Genomic DNA, 18,773 nt, shown 5'->3' on the forward strand with positions numbered 1-18,773 from the left:
CCGCCAAAGTCCGGACTCTGTCCACTCACGTCACCCACGGTAGTGCCCAGCCGTCCGGATCGCGCGACCGCTCATCGGCAGTTCCGGGCACGGATCGCGGCATGAGCGGACGCTCGAATGTCACACTTCAGCGGTGCGCTGGAAGCCCCGCGACGAGATGAGCCGCTTAGAGCACAAGATGATCGTCGAGCACGCCCGCCGTAGAAGCCACCCGGCCCGCAGACGAGATGGAACGAGATTCGACGCCAATCCCTTTCTCCGCTCCACAGATTCGGCACGAACCGCGTTATGGAGTGCATGGAAGTGACCGATGCCGTGGCACAGGCTGACTGGGCCGAGGTGGCTACGGCGTTCGCGCCGGGACTTCTGCGTCTTGCCGTCATGCTGGCCGGCTCGCAACACGATGCCGAAGACCTGTTGCAGGCGACCTTTGCCCGGGCCCAGCGGCACGGATCGCGGATCGCAGCCATGAAGACGCCCGGCGCCTACCTTCGCCGGATCATGCTCAACGAGCACGCGTCCGACAAACGAAGGCGACGGTTGCGCACCGTCCCGCTCACCGACGCTGCCTCCGTTCCTCTTGAGCCCCGAGCGGGGGCCGAAGACGACCTGTGGCCGTGGCTCACGACGTTGCCGAAGCAGCAGCGAACCGTCTTGGTCCTTCGTTACTACGAGGACCTCGACGACGCCGAGATCGCCGACCTGGTCGGCTGCAGCTCCGCCACGGTGAGATCCCACGCCTCGCGCGGCATCTCCGCGCTGCGCGCCCGCCTCAACTCCCTGGAGTCCTGATGTCGCACTGGACCGACGAGCGCGTCGTAGCGCGGCTGACCGAGACCTTCGCCCGTCACGAGCACGAGGCCGACCCCGAGGTGGCGCGACGGATCGCGCTGGCAACCCAACCGGCCCGGCGCCGCCCGTGGCCCCCGGTTGCGGCCGCGGCGGCAGCCATGGTGCTCGTCGCCGGCCTCGCCACCTACGCAGTCCACGCCACTGGGTCGAACCCGGAACCGTCAAACCGGCCCCCCACCGTTGACCGGACCTCCACCGCGAACGCGACCAACCGCGACCGCGCGCTCGCGGAGGCAGTGCGCGTGCTCGAGACCATCCCCGTGCCTCCCGGATCCACGAAGGTTGACTCAGCCCCCACCCGAAGCCTGAGCCACCTGCGCGTGATTGACGGGTACGTGGACCTCTCCCTCAAGCAGACGAACTGGTGGGAGGTGCCCCTTTCCTACGGCGACCTCGTGACCTGGTACGACACCCATTCACCAGCGAACACCGACTCTGCGTTCATGGGGCCGGGCTCGACATCGCCAGAGCCCGTAGGCGACCTCATGTGGGAGACCCACGAGACCTCGGAGGCGTACTCGAGTCCTGCCGTCGTGGTGTCCTACGCACGGCTCGACGACGACACCACCGCGATCCGCACGGACGTCACGCTGGCCGCCCGCTACGACCGCACGGCCGAGACCCTGGTCCCCTCTACGGTGACCAGCGTCGACATCACGAAGTCGGCCATCGACGGACCATCACGGGCGCCGGTGACCGCCACGGTCACCGATCCCAAGCTCCTGGCCAGGATCACGTCGGCCTTCAACGACCTCAACGGCGCCATGGCTCACACGTCCCCCCCGGCCTGTGGCAGCCCGTCCGGCCTGGTCTTCGTCTACGCCGTCACCTTCCACTGGCCACGCCACACACTTGAGGTCGATCCCGGCGCCGCCCTGTGCGGCATCGGAAGGGGACTCAGCCTCGACGGCTCCGCGCTCCCGGAGTCACTGGAGAACGACGACACTCTCGACGCTGCCCTCCAGGCCGCCCTCGGCCCTTCCTGAACACAGTAGGCGAAAGTCTCCGAGCGCACGCTTCGCGGCAAGAGCGGATGTTGGGGAGTGACCTGGCGACAATCGCGGCACCCAGCGGGAAGGACCAGCCGAAGGGCGCATCGGGTGATAGCCGTCGAACCCATGCGGCCCGTACTAGGTTGCGAAGTGCAAGTCAGCGCTATTCCCGCACTCCAGCACAAGGGAGACCAGCCACCCTCGATCGTCCTTGCGGACGTCGACGACTGCCATCGCCTCGCCGCTGGAATTTCGGAGGAGCAGGTGGGCACGCTTCACTGAACGGCTGAGTGTGGAAACTGACGCTCGATCCAGAATGTACGACCGGACCGCCGCCTCGGGAGTTGCGGCCTCGCTAGTGCCCGAGGGAAATGGCGGGCGTCGAACGGGCGTGCCGTTACAGGTCTCGATCACCAACGTCGGTTTGTCCGACGGAGTTTGCCCTCGCTCAATGTTTGAGTCGCCCGACCCACACCCGACTGGGAGCAGCAAGGCACCGAGGGCTACTGCCACACCGGCGCGTCGTGCCACCTTTTCCACGTCGGTCACCGCGCGGTCTCTGGCGGTGCCCCATACACGCTGCAAGTCGGCTGGGTCGGATCGCATGCGCCAAGTATTCAGTGCATCTGGACGAGACGTTCTGACATCGGCAGGACCGCGCACAACGCGGCATGAGCGTGCAGTCCGTTCGCGATACAACCCTTGTCAGGTGGGCTCCGGGGGATACGTCTGGAGGCCCCCACCCGGCAGCGAAACCCACGTGCGGCCCGAGGGCCCAGTGAGTTGCCAGGCTTCGTAGTGAGCAGCAAAGGGAACGCGCAACTTGGCGCCGGAGTCGAGGACGATTCGGAGTGCGCCGCTCTTGAACGCCACCCCGGAGAGGACCTGGGACCCGGGGAGCGATCCCAACACCTCGGCCGTCGCCGCGATGTCCTCGTCGTTGAAACTGACCCCGGCCTGCCCGACCTGGGCAAGTTCTGCCCGTCCTTCGAGCGACAACGCGCCGCCTTCGCTGAAGGTCACCACGACGTTGTACTCGTTGACCGTGACGGACTCCACCTGGGAGCCACGAAGCCCCAGGAACCAGCGATCGTCGAGTTCCTTCGTTTCCTCACTCCCCACGGCTGGGAGTGTTGCATGGGTGAACCCTCACCCGCCCGCTCATCAGCAAGGCCGCGCACCCTCGGCGGCAGATCCGAGCGTTCGCGCATGATCGTGCACGCGTGGCGTCAGACGGTCGAACCGTCTCGGCGCTTGATCGGGAGCCAGGTCTCCAACGAGCGACCTAGGGATGCTCCCAGCCCTTCTCCGATGACACAGAGCGTCTTCTCCCAGGGGTGCCCGAAGGTGCCTTCCGTGAAGTCCGACGTGAGGAAGGCGTAATAGTCCCCATCCGGATACACCGGCACACGCCAGTCCGCCTGCCAGGTCAGTGCCTGATCGGCGGGTCAGAACCGGTAGGCAGGGTGTTGCCAGTCGAGGACGATCAGTTCAGCGTTGGGCAAGGCCCACACGAACGCTCGGAGAGCCTCCGCGTTGATCGCGTCGTACGCAGCACCGCGCTGTGGTCCGTCCGCGATCACGCCCAGGTCGAACGTCACCGACGGAACCGGCTCGTTGATCGCGGGCCACGCATCCGGCGAGACGCCTGCACGGAAGCCGAATCGGGAGCCGAACGTCGCCCAGTAGTCGTCGTACTCGACCTGGCTCAACTCCGTCCACGCGTCCTGGGGCGGCTCTGCGAAGCGTTCACTCACGCCCATACCTTAGGGACCGCTCATCGGCAGATCCGCGCGGATCGCGGCATGTCAGTGCGTTGCGGGTGACCAAGTTCAGTGGGGATAACCTGGATCGAATGGAGGACCCCGATGAGCTGATCGAGACGATTCTGGACTGGGCGCAGGGCGACTCCCGTGTGTCAGCGGTGGTCCTGACCGGGTCGCGGGCTCGCGCTGATCGCGTCGACCGATGGTCAGATCTCGATGTGGAACTCATCGGCCCGGAGCCGCGCGAACTTGCCCGCCAGGATGAATGGCTTAAGTGCGTCGGACAGGCAATGGTGATCCTTCCGTTCGACCTGGAGGACCTGGTCACCCGCCTCGTTGTCTTGCCGCGGGGACGAAAGATCGACTTCAGCCTATGGCCCGAGGTGAGGATCACGACCATGGTCGAAAGCGGTCTGAATGATCTCTACAACCGCGGCTACCAAGTTCTTCTCGACAAGACGGCACTCACCACCGGGTTGCCCGCGGCCACCGGCATTCCCACGGTGCCACCGCGTCCGGAGCAGGCCGAGTTCACCCGCCTGGAGAGCGAGTTCTGGTTCGAGGCCACCCAGGTCGCGGTCTACCTCGCCCGGGCAGACCTATGGGTGGTTAAGTTCCGAGAAAACACAATGCACAGCTGCCTGCTGACCATGCTCGGGTGGCAGGCACAATTCGACCGCCGCAACCCACGCTTCACCTGGCACATCGGGCATCACATGGACGAGTGGCTGTCGGCCTCCGACTACGACGCGGCCGGCGCGGTCTTCACGCACTTCGACCCTCAGGACACCATCCGAGGCATCTCCGCGGCGATGGACCTGTTCGAGTCAGCAACCGCAGCAGCGGCGAGCGAACTGTTCCTCGAGCATCGCCCCGAACTGGCTCAGGACGCCCGCACGCACGTCCTTGCCACGCTTGCGCCGCTCCGCAACCAGGCGTGAGGTGACCGGCCGGACCCGGACGCCCGGACATCGGCATGAGAGGGCGAATCCCGATAGACGATGCAAGAACCGGATATCTCAGCGGACTGGAATCGTCACGTTCATGGCCACGTCGTCCGTGATCGGACGGGGCAGGTGGTGGCTGGGCAGCGAGTAGGTGAACCTGACGTTGCTCAGCACTGCAACACCCGGACGCGTGGGTGTCACAGTGACCATGACGTAGTCGTGCGCGAACGGGTGCGTCGGGTAGGTCATGGTGACCCCAGGGGTCAGGGGGGTCACGGAGGTGCAGTCCAGGCTCAGGCCGCCGTAAACCGGGGTGAAGATCTTGCCCGGGCTTCGCTGGCAGATCTCGAACGTGACGTGGGCTGCCGCGGTGTTAGTGGCGAAGAACGCGTGCGCACTGTGGAATGTCACTGTGGTCGGAGCACCGTCGCTGTCCCACGTGACGGGGATGGAGACGGCTGCCGAGGACAACGGACGCGGCCCCAAGCTGATCCTGACGCCGTCGGGGAAGACGTCCGGATGGGTCCACATCCGCCACCCGACCAGGCCGCCCATTATCAAGATGCTGACCACAGCCGCCGTGACTCCGGCGAGGATCAGTCGTCGACGAGGAGCCGAGACCCTCGGCGTAGCCCGCGTCGGACTCTGACCCTGGGGTGCGTCGACGGTGCTGGGCGATCCCGAGATTGTTTCCACGGCTGCATTCTCCGCCACACGAGGCGGCTTTGCTGGCGACTGCGCGATATGGGTGACACGTCACCGGTTTCGCAGACCGATGGACCGGGAGACGCCGCTTGAACTCCTCGAGGTGGCCTCCGCCGTGCCGCTGGCCGGCAAGCCCGTCCCCGTGGTGCAGCTGACCAGGGAATCAGGCGTCGACAGTGATGATTGGTGCCGATCAGTCGGGCAGAACCGGCGACCTCCAGATCGGGTCCAACGGAGCGTCCTGAGACACGTGAGGCGTCGACGACCTCCACACCTGCGGTCGAATGAAGGCGCCCACAGCCTCCGGTCAGAGTGGTCTCTTCGACCTGGACCCTCTCTCGCCGTGGGACGTCCGTGAACGTCCTGCCGATGTGGTGCCGCCGTCCCCGCTGACTGGCTGTACTGAGGCGATGAGCCGGCGAGTTATCCACAGATATCGATTTGCCTCTTCACCAGCCCGGGGTGTTTCCGGAATGGTCGTGTCCGAGCAGTACAGAACCAAAACCAAGTAGTCCGCGCTCGCTCGGGAGAGGCGGCTGTCCGGCCGTCTGCCTCGACGAGTCCATCTCGGAAGGTAGAAGGAACATGAGCGACTTCGCTGCACAGATCATCGTGATGGCGCCGCAATTCAACTCGGACGGCGTCGTCGCGTGGGGCGTCAAGAACATCATTCCCATCGTCCTGCTCTTCATCGGAATCGGGATCATCGCCAGTGCCCGCAAGGGTCAGATGAGCCAGAACGCCATGACGGTCACCAACATCCTCCTGGGATGCGTCGTCATCGCTGGTGCCGCGTTGTTCTATGGGTTCGCGGACAACATCGCGACCTTCGTCTTCTCGAGCTGATGCGCGCTCTCATTCGACCTGACGACGAGGTCTACCGCGTCGATGCCGTCTGGCTCGGTCCTCGCGGCTTCACCCTGCCCTGGTCGGCCCGCTACTCGGCGTACGGCATCTGGTTGATGTTGTTCGTATCCGTGCTGCTGGTCGAGGCCGCTCTCCCGATGCGGGTCAACGTTCCCCCCGTGTGGGAGATCGTCCTGACGATCCTTGCCACCTACGCGTTGACAGGAGTCATCGATCACGACCGTCCGCCCATCACCGTGTGGGAGCTCCTGCGAGTCGAGCTGGGAGCTCCACGCCGGCGAAAGCGGGCGGACCGTCCCGTTCGCTTGTCCGCGACCTCGATCCGAGTGAGGGAGCTCCATGTTCAGCAAGAAGGCGCATGATCCTTCGGTCGACGCACGGCTGACGCTGCGCAATATCGAGGGCCATCTCTGCTTCAGCCAGCACGAGGTTTGGGCGTGGTACGTCCTGCCGACCCAGCCGTGGTCGTTCCGCTCTGACACCCAACGGGAGCAGTTGCTCTATGGATTCGGCGACGCCCTGTCCTGGCTCGCCGGCCACCGACTCCACCTGCGGGTGACCTCCCGGCCCTACCCGACGGCTGACTGGGCGCGGGGGCTGCACGAGCTCACGCCGAATCCGTTGGTGACTGCCGGGTCTGAGCCGTGGACCGAGCACATGGTCACGATGCAGAAGCACCTGCGTCACCAGACCATGGCCGAGAAGGAGATCTACCTCGGCGTTCGAGTCGCAACCCGGGCGATGTCGCACCGTGTCATCGGGGCTCTGTGGCGGCATCCCGGCAATATCGAGCATGCCCGCCTCCTTCCCCAGGTCGAGCGCATCACCGAGACCATGGGCCTCCCCGGGCTTGACGGTCGTCCGGCGACTGCCCACGAGATGGAATGGCTCCTTCGCCGCTCACTCGGCCTCGGGCTTCCGGCTCCACACGAGCTGGCTCCCATCAGTGCCCCTGACTGGGACAGCGATGACTTGCACAGCTTCGCTGACCAGGTTGAGTACGACGCTGAGCCACTGGGCAGGACCGTGCAACTGACCAGTCGCGGGCCGGGTGAGCCGGTGCAGCGCCACGTGGCGGTGATGTCCGTCGGCCGGCTCGAGGAGATCGAGGTCCCGGACCCAGCTCACGAGCCTTGGTTGTCGCACACCGACCGACTGCCGTTCCCCGTGGAGTGGTCGTGCCAGTTCGACATTCTGACGGGGGTCGACGCCCGCAAGGCGATTCAGCGCAAGCTCCTGGTGGTCCGCGACATGCAACGGCACTTCGCCGAGCACGACCTGGACGAGCCGCTGGCACTGGATCGCCAGGCTCGCCACGCTCGAGAAGTCGAGGACCAGATGACGCGCGGCGCCGACGTGGCGGCCACCCGGGTGCACGGATGGTTCCGAGTGGCTGTGGCCGCCCCCACCCGAGAGGAGTGCCTGGAGCGGGTTCGAAAGGTGACCACGTCCTATCGAGCCCGCAGGGTCACCATCGAGCACCCCCGCGGACAGTTTGGCCTGTTGCGAGAGTTCATCCCTTCCGAGCCCGTGTCGACCTCGGCCTACCGTCGCCGACTCCCCGTCCTCTACGTGGCCGCAGGCGTGCCGACATCTTCGAGTCGGCTGGGTGATCGACGTGGTCCGTACGTCGGTTACACCGCCGGGTCTTCGCGGAGAGCCGTCATGTTCGACACCCACTACGCCACCGAGGTCAAGGAGACGTCTGGGCTGGTTCCCGTCGTGGGTGGCCTCGGAGCCGGCAAGAGCGTGCTCCTCGGCCAGATCACCTACGAGGCTGTCCGGCGGGGGATCCCCTCGGTGGTGCTGGACCCGTCAGGGCCGCTCGCCAGGTTGACGGAGCTGCCCGAGCTGCGCGAACACAGCGAGCACCTCGACCTGACCACCGCTGCCAGTGGCACGCTCAACCCCTTTGAGGTGGTGGCCGAGCCGATTCGCTCGGCGTACCGGAGTGACGATGCGTTCGCGGAGGCTGAGGTGCTGGCCGCGCAGGACCGCAAGCTGCTCGCCATGGACGTCGTCCGGATGTTGCTGCCTGCGTCGGTGGACTCGCTGCCGGAGACCTCCTTGGTCATCTCGGACGCGGTCCGCGCGACTCACGGAGAGCGCGACGCCTCGTTGTGGGACGTCGTGCGCAACCTCGAGGGCATGCCATCGGCGCACGGACGCGTCGTGGCGAACTACCTGAGCGACATGGCGGAGTTGCCGTTGTCGCGCCTCTTCTTCCCCAGTGCTCAGCCGGGCGCCAACCGGTTCGGGGCCAAACTGACCGTCCTCACGATGCCCGGCCTCGTCCTGCCGCCGCGCTCCGTGCCGCGCGACCACTGGTCCACCTCGGAGCAGCTCGCCGTCCCTCTCCTGCATCTAGCGTCCTGGTACGCAACCCGGGCGGTCTACGGCCGGGAGATGCAGAGTCGGAAGTTGGTCGCGCTCGACGAGACGCACTTCCTGGGCGAGTGGTCGGCGGGACGTGCCCTTTTCACTCGCCTGGGCCGGGATTCTCGCAAGTGGAACACCTGCGTGCTCGCCGCGTCCCAGAACCCCTCCGACGTGCTTGGGATGGACGTAGCGAACTTCATGTCCGCAGCCTTCGTCGGAAGATTGGAGGACGAGGACGCTGCGCGAGATGGGCTCCGCATGCTGCGGGTAGCCACCGGTGTCGGCTACGAACGCGCCCTCGCAACCCTGTCGTCCGCCCGGGGAAGCGGCGGCGCACGCGAGTTCGTGATGCGTGATGTCGACGGCAACGTGGACAAGCTTCGCGTCGACCTGACCGCGAACCCCGGCCTCCTCGAGGCGTTGAACACGACGGCTGGCCGAGCCAAGCCCCAGGACGGCGAGGAGCAGGTCGCATGAGAGGCCCTGTCGCGCGAGTTGCCGTGCTGTTGGCCTGCCTCCTGGCGGTCAGCGTGGTGCTGCCGTCCTCGGCGTGGTCCATACCCGGGTTCTCGGACTGCAAGGAGGCGCCGACCCCAGAGGTGCCTGGCCGTGGAATCGCCGGATTCTTCTCACAGCCACCTGATGTGATTCCCGATCAGGGCGATCCGTTCGCCGAGGGCTCGACGACCACGATCTATCAGCAATACGGCTTTGCCGGGCTGCGGTGGCACACCTATGACCTGGGCTGCGGACCCGACGCGATGCGTGCACCGGACGCGGTCATCGGGACAGCGATGAGCAACTGGGTCATGCAGGCACCCATTGCCCTGACCGCCCTGACCGGATCGCTGACGCAGGTCGCCTTCGAGCCGTCGTTCCTTGGATCATTCGATGCCGTGGTCGAGCACGTCTCGTCCGCTCTTCACGACAGCCTGTTTGCCTCGTGGATCCCCGCCATCATTGCGCTCCTCGGCGCAATGATCATCCTGAAGGCTCGCCGCTCCTCGCTGGCCACCACTGCCGGGGCCATCGGCTGGGCCCTGATCGTGGTCTTTGTGACCACAGCACTCTTTCGATGGCCGGTCGAGGCGGGACAGGCTGCCGACGCCACGGTCACCGGCACCCTGGGCGCCGTCGTCAGCCAGCTCGATGGGCACGGTCCGGGAGTCGACCCGGGGACAGCCGTGGCTTCCAACGTCAGCGAGTCGATCTTCTACCGAGCCTGGCTGGCCGGCGCGCTCGGTAGCCCCGACAGCGCGACGGCCAAGAAGTACGGCCCGGAGCTGTTCAAGGCGCAGGCGCTGACGTGGCATGAGGCGTCGATCCTCGAGTCCGACCCCGAGAAGGGCAAGCAGATCATCGAGGACAAGAAGCAGGCCTGGAAGGACACCGCCGACAAGATTCACGACGAGGACCCCGAGGCGTACGAGTACCTGACAGGCAAGCGCTCCGAGACTCGCATCGGGTACGCGATCCTGTCAGCCCTGGGCGCGTTCCTGGCTCTGCCGTTCCTGCTGGTCTCGGCCCTGCTCCTGCTGGGTTGTTTCCTGATCGTTCGGCTCGCGGTGATGCTGTTCCCGGCCTTCGCGACGTTGGGCGCCTTCCCAGCGTCACGCGGCCTCGTCATCGGACTCGCCCGCACGGTGGGGGCCGCTCTGGTGAACGCGATCATCTTCGGCATCGGGGCAGGAGTGACCATCGCCGTTCTCGGCATCCTGTTCCATCCCGGCGGCGGGGCTCCAGCGTGGCTCGGCCTCGTCCTGATGCCGGTGTTCAGCTTCATCATGTGGATGGCACTGCGACCGTTCAGGCGACTCACGTCCATGGTCAGCCCGAACAGCGATCACTTCCGTGGCATGGCCGGCGGGAGCCTCGGTTCTGCCGTCCACACCGGAAGTGATTGGGCCAAGCGGCTCGCCATCGCGGGGATCGGCGCTGCCACGGGAGGAGCTGCCGCCGGCGCCGTTGCCGCTTCCGTGCTTGACGAGGAAGAAGGCGCAGCTCCGCCCGACCGAGTGGAGGCCAGACCGGCTCCGTTCGCCCCCTCAGCCGGCTCGTCCGTGTCGCCGCCGGTGTCACCTGAAGCCCAAGATCCCCCGCCGTGGGTTGCCGCCGGGCACTCGCAACCCGCGACGCATCGCGCCCCCATTCCGGCGATGGCCGGGACGCCTCGGCCGGAAGCGCGAGCATTGAACCCGGGCTTCGTCCCGACACCATCATCCGATGGAGTCCCCCTCCCGCCGACCGAACCCGAGTGGTACGACGGCGAGGACGTCTACACGATCTACCGGCCGGACAACGAAGACGAAGACGTCGACTCGACCGGTGCCGAGATTCGGTAACTCCAATGAAGAAGACGAGCGGCCTCGCCACCGCGCTCCTGCTGACGGGAGCCGCGAGTCTGGTGGTTGTCCCCCTCCTGATGGTGATGGTCCTGATGGGAGGGTCGGCCGACCTCGGCGACGTGTGCGCGCCCGGCTCCGAACCACTCGCGCTAGCTGCCGGCGCTGCGGACGAGGCACTCGACGACAACCAGTTGGCCAACGCCTCGACGATCGTCTCTGAAGGTCTCCGACTCGCCGTTCCGCGTCGCGCGATCGTGGTGGCGCTGGCGGTGGCACACCAGGAGTCCGGCTTCCGGAACTACGCCAACGACGGACTCGGCCACGATCTCGCTCCTGACCAGGAAGGCATCGGGCGATCGATGGACCTCCCCCACGAGGCTGTCGGGTCCGACCACGGATCGCTCGGTGTCTTCCAACAGCAGTGGCCGTGGTGGGGAACCATGCCCGAGCTGATGGATCCCGCCAGTTCAGCCGAGAAGTTCTACACACGGCTACTGGCCGTTCCCGGCTGGGAGCGCATGAGCATCGGTGCGGCGGGACAACAGGTCCAGAAGTCGGCGCACCCCGACGCCTATGCGGATGACGTACCTCTTGCCCAGGCGATCGTCCACGGGGCACCCGCGGAGGCAGGATCCCCCCAGACCGCCGCATACTTCGGGGCCACTGCCGGTGGCGGGTGCGCGGCGGCCGCCGCCTTCTCTGGAGATGTCGTGTTTCCGCTCGCCCCGTGGGCTCACTACGTCGACCTGCAGAACTGGGGACACTCTGGGTCTCACTGGGACTCCGTCCACACCGGCACGGACCTCTCGACTGCGTGCGGGACTCCCGTGCTCGCCGCGACAGCCGGCGTCGTCACCGTCCGAACCGACCAGTCCTGGGCTGGGAAATGGTTGGTCGAGATCAGCACGGGCCCAGGCAACGTCGAGACCTGGTACGCGCACATGCAGGCCATCTCCGTATCGACGGGCGATCACGTGTCTGCCGGGCAGGGCATTGGGGAGGTCGGGGACCTGGGCAACGCGACCGGATGTCACCTCCACTTCGAGGTCCATCCGAACGGCGGATCCACCACCGTCAACCCGACGATCTGGCTGCACGACAACGTCGGACACGCTCCGGTCGTCCTTCCCGTCGACCACGGCAGCGGGTCTTCAGGGATGTACGACGTGGTCACCGTTCTCACCGGGAACGTCCCCTTCACGCTCTCGCCCGGACGAGCGCGAGCTCAGATCTCCTATCTCTTGGCACAACAGCCCGACGTTCTGCTTCTCCAAGAGGTCACAACACGCAACGTGCCGGCGATCGTCTCCACACTTCCTGGGAGTTGGGCTGTCTGGCAGCCGCCCGGGAGCCGCGGCGGTTCGGCAATTGTGTGGGACACCACCAAGTTCCTCGCGACGCGCCACGGGGCACAGCTCGGCTTCAACGGGGCCCGATACGACCGCTGGATGCCGTGGGTGCTGCTCGAGTCCGATCAGGGAACCCTGCCCGTCGTGGGCCTCCACATGCCGACGGACGCCTCGAAGAGCGACCAGATGAGGCACTACTTCCAGACCATGACCCGGAACTACCAGCACCTGTTCAGCACCATGAGCGACGCCGGCTACCCACCAGTGGTCGGCGGCGACTGGAATCATCCCCTCGACACGACTCGCGAGTCCTGGAGTCCGGTTCCCATGCTGCACCGAGTCGGTCTGACCACGAACTGGCAGGCGGGCAAGCCGTGCACCGGCACAAGCGCCGAAGGAGGTCGCATCGATGGCTTCGCCTTCAATCCCCAGTACCTCCGGGTCGTCGACCAGGGTTGTCTCGACCGTCAAGCTTCGGACCACCGGCCGGTCTGGGTTGCGCTCGCGCCGAGCGGATGAGGAGAGCAAGTTGTCGAGCGAAAGTTCGAACCCAACTGAGTCCAGCGAGCGGCTGCCCTTCTTCGGCGCGCCACCGCCACGGACGCCGCGCCCTGCCAGGACCGTGCCTACCCTGAAAGGGAAACGGGTGGTGCTCTCGACCCCGGATGGCTTCGTGTACGACATGCGTGCGATCAGTCAGATTCAGCGAACTCCTGACGGCACGGACGTCGTGGAGATTGCGACCGAAGAGGACTACTTCCGTTGGATGTTCACGCGGCAGCCGCCGAACGCTCGGGCCTTCCCGGCACGCCTGGTGTGGGTCGAGTGATGACCCTCTCCTTGCAAACTCGCGGCGATTCCGACGCTGACCATCGTCTCTCGCTCACGCGCGCCCCGAACGGGTCATCCAGAAGCCGCTGCCAGTGACGCCGTTGCCGTACCTTTCTGGGGTACCGAGGTCGCGGCCCAGTAGAAGCGGCAGAGGATGTCACAGCCTGGTCAGCAATGCAACCTAGAAGAGGTGCCGCGACCAAAAGTCGTCCGAGCGCCAGTCCGCGGGGATCCCCATTGCGTGAAGTGGAACGTTCGGATGGTCCGTCAGTAGCTCGCTGAGGCGGACTGCCCACGAGCTATTCGGCGACAATGTGTCGAGAACCGCCTGGAGAGACACAAGAACGGGGTACAGCCGCTTTGCTCGCATCGGGCTATCTGCGATGACTTCTGGGCGATGCAGCCACGAGATCGCGGGCGAGGAAGGAAGCGCCGGGTAGACGCCCAGACCAGCATTCCAAAGCCGACCGTGGTGAGCACAGATGTTTCGAATGCGGACGTAGGAGCGCAACCACGACATCAGAAGCGGTTCGTTCAGCCCGAGCGACCTTGCGATGGCGGTACGGTCAGATCGATCAGCCAGGTTAGAAATCAGACTTCGGAGCTGGCCGAGCGTCAACGACTCAACCATCAGCCATGATGGCGGCAGTTCCGGAGTCCCGTACGTCGTCAGGTAGTGCTCAAGGGCGGAGCGATGAACGAGACCCTCGAGGTTCGATTCGGCATCACGGTCTAGTTGGTCGCTGCAACTCTTTCGGACAATCTCGAGCAGCCCCGAGTGACGATCGCGTCGGCGGAAGTGAGCGGCATCCAGGAACCAATGCGGGCCACCCTTGTTCAGAGACATGTGATCCGTCAGCGCGCTTCGGATCCCAACCTCGACCCGTTCGAGCGCGTCCATCACCAGAAGTCGAAGCGCACGATCGAACACGTACAGGTCGAGGACATCGTCGAACGATGCGGTAGGCCGCACCTGGTGGTCGCCGCGCTCAGAGTGGAACGGAATTATGTAGGGCGAGAGTCGGTAATAGCCGATGTGGCGCAGGTAGCGCTCCGCCTTAGCGGCATCGGGGACCTGGAGCCCACGCTCCGCCATACGCTTGTTGAGTGCCTGATGACTCAGCGGCGGCTTGGAGTAGATCTTGGTACCCCGAGCGCGGGGCCGGTGATCGCGCATGCAACTCTCTTAGGCAATAAAAAATCCCCCAAGTGCGCATCGCGGAGAGGCGTGGGGGATGTAGTGGCGTGAACGTATCACGAGTGCTTGGCCTCGGGTCCAGATTATCGCGATTGCCACACGCGGCGCGCCGAAACCGTTGGGAACCGCCGCGGGGTGCGCGCAGGGACCGGCGCCAGCCGCACGCCCGGAGCGCGGGGCCCCCGCGGCGCGGCCGGCGAAGCCGGCCGCCTTGACCAGATAGAGGTGAATTCGGCAAAACTTCACGCGCCGCCCATCACGCCCCTTGTTGGCGGCGGCAACACGGCACCGGTCCGGGTTCGAGTGGAACACGTGGCAGATCAGCGCGTCCGGCCGGCGACGAACTGTCAGACCTCAAGCCAGCCAAGATGACTCTGCCCTCGCGTCGTCCTGAGTACGTCGGCACCGACTGCTAAGACGGACTCATGAGCCAAGTCTGCGATCAGTGCGGCAACGACGCACCAACGCTGGGTGGTGAGGGTCGCTTCTCCGTCCACGATATCGACGGCAACTCGGAGGAACTGTTCGGTCCGCGTATCGCGACTGAAGCCACGAGATGCCCCGGGTCACTACTTCATCCCGTGGAGGGCAGAGCACCGAGCTCCGTTCACACGACCTCTGGTGGGCTGCCCGGTCTCGGCAAGCGTCGCTGAGGGAGTGTGGCAAGAGTCAACACCTAGCCTGGCAGTGACACCATGGCGCATTCGCGGCGGAATGACGCAGGCCTGCGCCGCAGAAATGGAGGCACCATTCGGGTCCTTACGTGCTCCCGAACACCCCCCGTCGTGTTCAGACGCGGCTAGCCTCCGACCCTCGCTGACCCGTGGGGTCGACAGCGAGAGTCGTTGGCCTGGAACTGTCGCTGCTCGAACCAGCCAACGACTCTCGAGTTCGTTGAGCGGTGGCCGATCTACGATCACGAGATCGATCCGCGCGTCGCGGCACGCGCCTACACCGCCGCGACCCAAATGGCTCGCCGGGCATCGAGGCGATCTGCGCCGAGCATGGACAAGTGCAGGGCTCTCTTGCTGCGAAGCTCACGGCGTTGAAGAACGCCGGAGTCATTGACGACCGGCTGCATGACTGGTCCGCCGTGGTCCGTGACTTCGGAAACTCGGGTGCCCACGATGTAGACGCGACCCTCAACTACGAAGACGCAGATGACGCAATCGCCTTCTTTGAGGCCCTAGTGCACTACCTGTACACCTTCGAGATGCGCGGACGCCCCTCGATCCTCGATCTACGGGGTGTGCCCGCGCTCTGCGTCCATGGACGCAGCATGGCAGCGGCGCGCCTCATCGGCATGACAAGCAATTGAGGGCTCTGCAGCCGCCGCCGGTTGATCCCCCCCAATTCAGGCCATTCACCGGGGTCAGGCGACGCCGCCACCACCGCTGACCCGCGCCGTGGCCATGAGGTTCTGCGTCACGGTGTACATGGCCTCGAGCTCAGCCGGGTTGGCCCCGATGCTCACTCCGGTGTTATTCGCGGCTACCCGAATGCGCCGCGCCGAGACGACGGAGTCTCGGGCCCGGTCGGAGAGGTGTCGAAGCCTCCAAGTTCGGGTGCCGATGGCGTCGAGCGCCTCCAGGTCCCGCAGGCGGGATCGAACGGCGTGCTGGCGGCGACCAGGACCGAGCATGCTGTCGAACCCGCGCGGGCAACAGTTGGAGTCCAGGCAGCCCAGCTCGCCCTGGTGGACACCGGCGACCTCTGCGAGCGACCGCACCGAGGAGAGCCCTAGTGAGCGGCCGATCGAGTCCACGTAGGCGCCAATGTAACGAGGGCCAGGGCTGGACGCCTGTGCGCGGGAGCTCTGCTTGCCACGCACGTCATACCGCTCACCGCTGCACATGCCGACCTCGTAGCCGTCCGCGCCCATCGTGACCGCCAAGAGGCCCGACTCGCCGGCGTGCCAAGCGAGGAACGGCCCCACGCTGGCGGCACGTCGCCAGATACGGGTCGCCGCGTGGAGGTTGGTCACATTCGGCCCAGTCGTCATCGACAACCCTAGTCCGACCGGGCCGGTCGCGATCCGATGTGCCGCACGCAGCACTCGCCCCAGCCCGAGCTGCCAGGCGGCGGGGTCGAGGGATACCGCGCGCTGGTCGACCGAGATGACTGGGAACAGGGCGAACATCAGGCCGAGGGAGGTCAGGTGGGAGGCCGTCTCCTTGTACAGCAGGCGCTGCACCTGCGCCGCGCTGCCGGCGAAGTCGGTCAGGTGGAGATAGGGGGGCATGATTCCGGTGGCGCCGTGGTCCAGTTGGAACTCGACGACGCTCTCGATGAGCTCGGCGCGGGCATCAGCGTCGAGCAGCGCACGCGGGTCGACAGGCGCGGAGGTGGCGTACGGGAGGTCGGCCCAGTTGTCGGTGGGGTCCTGCCGAGAAGTGAGGAACATGGTCTGCGGGTCGATCAGCAACTGCGTGCCTGCGGCGTAGGCGGCGCGCGTGAATCCGTCCTCATGCACGACGGCGGTGGCGTCAACCACGACGCGGCGGATGTAGCGCGAGTGTCGCGGCGGCAGCGCCGCGGGGTCGGTCAGCAGCTCGTTCAGCACGACATGGTCGTTGTGACCCGCGCGCAGGACCAACTCGGTCATGCCCTCACCTCCGTAGTGGGCTATGCGAAGCCTAGCACGAAGTTTCGTGCGAAGTCCGTTAGCAATCCGAACGAAGATGGCTATGATGTCGTCATGGAACTCCGACCCGCCAAGGAGATGTGACATGCCCTCAAGCGCCCACGCGGAGCGCGCGAGGAGCTCCGACCCCCAAGTCGCCCGCCTGATCGCGAAGCTCAAGGAGCGCGGAAGTCTGAGTGCAGCCGAGATCGGCGAGATCGTCGGCGTCGGCACCCGGCAGGTCCAGAACTGGGCCACTGGCCACGGTGCCCCTGCCAACACCAAGCGCCTACGACAGCTTCTCGACCTGGCTTACGTCCTCGACCTCGTGTCCGAGGTCTTCGACGACGAAGGCGCCACAATGTGGCTCCACGCCCGCAACCGTCAGCTCGACGGCGAGAGACCCCTCGACCTCATCGCCCAGCACGAAACCGACCGTGTCATCACGCTCCTGGACCGACTGGCCGACGGGAACTTCTGATGACGAGCGCCCGGGACCTGACACGAGCCATCGCCAGCCTGAACCCCGTCAGCGTTTCCGGGCGCTACTACCGAGTGACATCCGAGGCTCGACTCCACCGGGCCCTCGACGGCTCCCCGGCAGGCGGCCGCTGGGGGCCCGTCGGCGGGTTCCCCGTCATCTACCTCGGCGACAGCTACGAAGGCGTCGTCATCGAGACGCACCGTCACGTAGCCGACACCGCCGAGGACAAGGTCGCCCCGCCCAAGAAGCTGGGGCTCATCACCGTCGATGTTGACGTCACCGACATCGTCGACCTCACCGCCGCCTCCGCCAGGTTCGCTGCTGGCCTGTCGGACCCGGCCATCGTCTACAGCGAGCCCCAGGACCCCGAGACCGGTGCCGCCTATCTCGCCTGCCAGCAGGTGGCACAGGCCGCGCACCAACTCGGCCGCCACGGCATTCTCGTGCCCTCTGCAAGCCATCGCGGCAACACCCTGGCCCTGTTCGCCGAGAACCTCACCGAGGCCGAGCGACCGACCCCGGTAGGGGGCGCAGCGGTCTGGGAGGCCATGCCGGCAGACCCCAGGCGGCTCCGCATCGTGGAGCCGATGCGTTCTGACGACTGAGCCCAAACCACGCTCTACCCCACCCAGCGGGGCCCCGGGAGTCGAAGGCGGCCGTAAGACGCGCCACGGCGTGATGGCGTCGAGACAGCCGTGTCGGTGCCGGCACCTATCGTTCTGTCAAACGAGAAGGACCACATCGAATCGAGGATCAATGTCACGGAACACGTGGCCACGAGACCGCAGCACCTCTTCAGGTGGGGGACTCTCGACCTCGAGCGGAGGAGGGCTCTCAACCTCGCGCGGAGGTGGCGCGTCCACTTCCAGCGGAGGAGGAATGTCGACATCAAGCGGGGGAGGGATGTCCACCTCATCGGGCGGAGGTCTTTCCACCTCAGCTGGCGGGGGGTTGTCAACATCCTCCGGAGGCGGCCTCTCAACGTCCAGCGGTGGAGGGCTCTCAACTTCCAGCGGTGGAGGACTCTCCACGTCTCCAGGTGGCGGCCTCTACACCGGCTCGTGCGCAAACCCGTACCGCAGTAACACGCCACCGATGCACGTGTTCATTCCTATCCTGCGCCAGCGGGGCCTTGGGCATATCGCGGACCTCCTGGCCCGAGCTCACCACCTCGATTTCTGATAGCCGGAGGCAGCTTCGCCAGCACAGAGACAAGGCCAACTCTGGCAAAGCTGAAGCGTCGAAATGACGCTGTCGTCCGGACGGTCATCTCGTCATTGCCGGAGCGGGCTCGTTAAGGTTAGACGCTCGAGTCGCTTTCCCATGGGACGCGCTTGGGCAAATCTGAACGCACCCAGTTCCAGGAAGTCTCGCTTCTCTCGGTTCGGAACTTCAGCAATTCAGGGTGTCGCTGCTCGTGGAGCATCCTGACCCA

16 protein-coding genes and 1 pseudogene are annotated in these 18,773 nt (G+C 65.9%); 12 read left to right on the plus strand and 5 right to left on the minus strand.

What is annotated here, in order from left to right; all coding sequences use genetic code 11:
* Positions 1-297: 297 nt before the first annotated feature.
* Positions 298-792, plus strand: a complete 495-nt coding sequence (locus tag FB382_RS18745) for a SigE family RNA polymerase sigma factor (RefSeq protein WP_182541176.1) — start codon at positions 298-300, stop codon at positions 790-792.
* Positions 792-1,838, plus strand: coding sequence for a hypothetical protein (locus FB382_RS18750; protein WP_182541177.1), 1,047 nt, complete (start codon positions 792-794; stop codon positions 1,836-1,838). Before FB382_RS18745 ends, FB382_RS18750 begins: the two co-directional genes overlap by 1 nt.
* A 711-nt stretch (positions 1,839-2,549) precedes the next feature.
* Here the strand turns inward: FB382_RS18750 and FB382_RS18755 are convergent.
* Both FB382_RS18755 and FB382_RS22375 read right to left on the minus strand, forming a co-directional pair.
* Positions 2,550-2,966, minus strand: coding sequence for a DUF6188 family protein (locus FB382_RS18755; protein WP_182541178.1), 417 nt, complete (start codon positions 2,964-2,966; stop codon positions 2,550-2,552).
* Between the two features lie 107 nt (positions 2,967-3,073).
* Positions 3,074-3,607 (minus strand): annotated as a pseudogene (locus tag FB382_RS22375) (DUF2716 domain-containing protein).
* Between the two features lie 92 nt (positions 3,608-3,699).
* On the opposite strand from FB382_RS22375, the gene FB382_RS18765 reads away from it, so the two are divergent.
* Complete coding sequence (locus FB382_RS18765; protein WP_182541179.1) at positions 3,700-4,551, plus strand: aminoglycoside 6-adenylyltransferase; 852 nt, start codon at positions 3,700-3,702, stop codon at positions 4,549-4,551.
* 78 nt (positions 4,552-4,629) lie between these two features.
* On the opposite strand, the gene FB382_RS18770 is transcribed toward FB382_RS18765, so the two are convergent.
* On the minus strand, positions 4,630-5,112 hold the full coding sequence (locus tag FB382_RS18770; RefSeq protein WP_182541180.1) for a hypothetical protein: 483 nt from the start codon (positions 5,110-5,112) through the stop codon (positions 4,630-4,632).
* Positions 5,113-5,847: 735 nt separating this feature from the next.
* Between FB382_RS18770 and FB382_RS18775 the strand changes: the two genes are divergently transcribed.
* From FB382_RS18775 to FB382_RS18800, 6 genes are all read left to right on the plus strand, one after another.
* A complete protein-coding gene (locus FB382_RS18775) occupies positions 5,848-6,108 on the plus strand; it encodes a hypothetical protein (RefSeq protein ID WP_182541181.1) in 261 nt (86 codons plus the stop codon).
* Positions 6,108-6,491 carry a hypothetical protein gene (locus FB382_RS18780; RefSeq protein ID WP_182541182.1) on the plus strand — a complete coding sequence of 128 codons (384 nt, stop codon included), beginning with the start codon at positions 6,108-6,110 and terminating at the stop codon, positions 6,489-6,491. Before FB382_RS18775 ends, FB382_RS18780 begins: the two co-directional genes overlap by 1 nt.
* Positions 6,469-8,985: an ATP-binding protein gene (locus tag FB382_RS18785; RefSeq protein ID WP_182541183.1), complete on the plus strand. Its 2,517-nt coding sequence runs from the start codon at positions 6,469-6,471 to the stop codon at positions 8,983-8,985. Before FB382_RS18780 ends, FB382_RS18785 begins: the two co-directional genes overlap by 23 nt.
* Positions 8,982-10,850, plus strand: coding sequence for a hypothetical protein (locus tag FB382_RS18790; RefSeq protein WP_182541184.1), 1,869 nt, complete (start codon positions 8,982-8,984; stop codon positions 10,848-10,850). The genes FB382_RS18785 and FB382_RS18790 overlap by 4 nt, the downstream gene beginning before the upstream one ends.
* Before the next feature lie 5 nt (positions 10,851-10,855).
* The gene (locus tag FB382_RS18795; RefSeq protein WP_182541185.1) at positions 10,856-12,721 is read left to right on the plus strand and encodes a peptidoglycan DD-metalloendopeptidase family protein; all 1,866 of its coding nucleotides are present in this window, start codon (positions 10,856-10,858) and stop codon (positions 12,719-12,721) included.
* A 127-nt stretch (positions 12,722-12,848) separates the two neighbouring features.
* Positions 12,849-13,031, plus strand: a complete 183-nt coding sequence (locus tag FB382_RS18800) for a hypothetical protein (protein WP_182541186.1) — start codon at positions 12,849-12,851, stop codon at positions 13,029-13,031.
* A gap of 183 nt (positions 13,032-13,214) precedes the next feature.
* Here the strand turns inward: FB382_RS18800 and FB382_RS18805 are convergent, their stop codons facing one another.
* Positions 13,215-14,210 (minus strand): Abi family protein, encoded by a 996-nt coding sequence (locus FB382_RS18805; RefSeq protein WP_182541187.1) that lies wholly within the window; start codon positions 14,208-14,210, stop codon positions 13,215-13,217.
* Positions 14,211-15,132: 922 nt separating this feature from the next.
* Between FB382_RS18805 and FB382_RS18810 the strand changes: the two genes are divergently transcribed.
* Entirely contained in the window at positions 15,133-15,549 is a 417-nt protein-coding gene (locus FB382_RS18810) for a DUF4145 domain-containing protein (protein ID WP_220481420.1), read from the plus strand.
* A gap of 54 nt (positions 15,550-15,603) precedes the next feature.
* On the opposite strand, the gene FB382_RS18815 is transcribed toward FB382_RS18810, so the two are convergent.
* Entirely contained in the window at positions 15,604-16,836 is a 1,233-nt protein-coding gene (locus tag FB382_RS18815; RefSeq protein ID WP_182541189.1) for a hypothetical protein, read from the minus strand.
* A 124-nt stretch (positions 16,837-16,960) separates the two neighbouring features.
* Between FB382_RS18815 and FB382_RS18820 the strand changes: the two genes are divergently transcribed.
* Positions 16,961-17,335 carry an antitoxin Xre/MbcA/ParS toxin-binding domain-containing protein gene (locus FB382_RS18820; protein WP_182541190.1) on the plus strand — a complete coding sequence of 125 codons (375 nt, stop codon included), beginning with the start codon at positions 16,961-16,963 and terminating at the stop codon, positions 17,333-17,335.
* A complete protein-coding gene (locus FB382_RS18825; RefSeq protein WP_182541191.1) occupies positions 17,335-17,943 on the plus strand; it encodes an RES family NAD+ phosphorylase in 609 nt (202 codons plus the stop codon). Before FB382_RS18820 ends, FB382_RS18825 begins: the two co-directional genes overlap by 1 nt.
* Positions 17,944-18,773 lie beyond the last annotated feature (830 nt).

This window comes from Nocardioides ginsengisegetis (genome assembly GCF_014138045.1).
In the GTDB taxonomy this organism is placed as follows: Bacteria; Actinomycetota; Actinomycetes; order Propionibacteriales; family Nocardioidaceae; genus Nocardioides; species Nocardioides ginsengisegetis.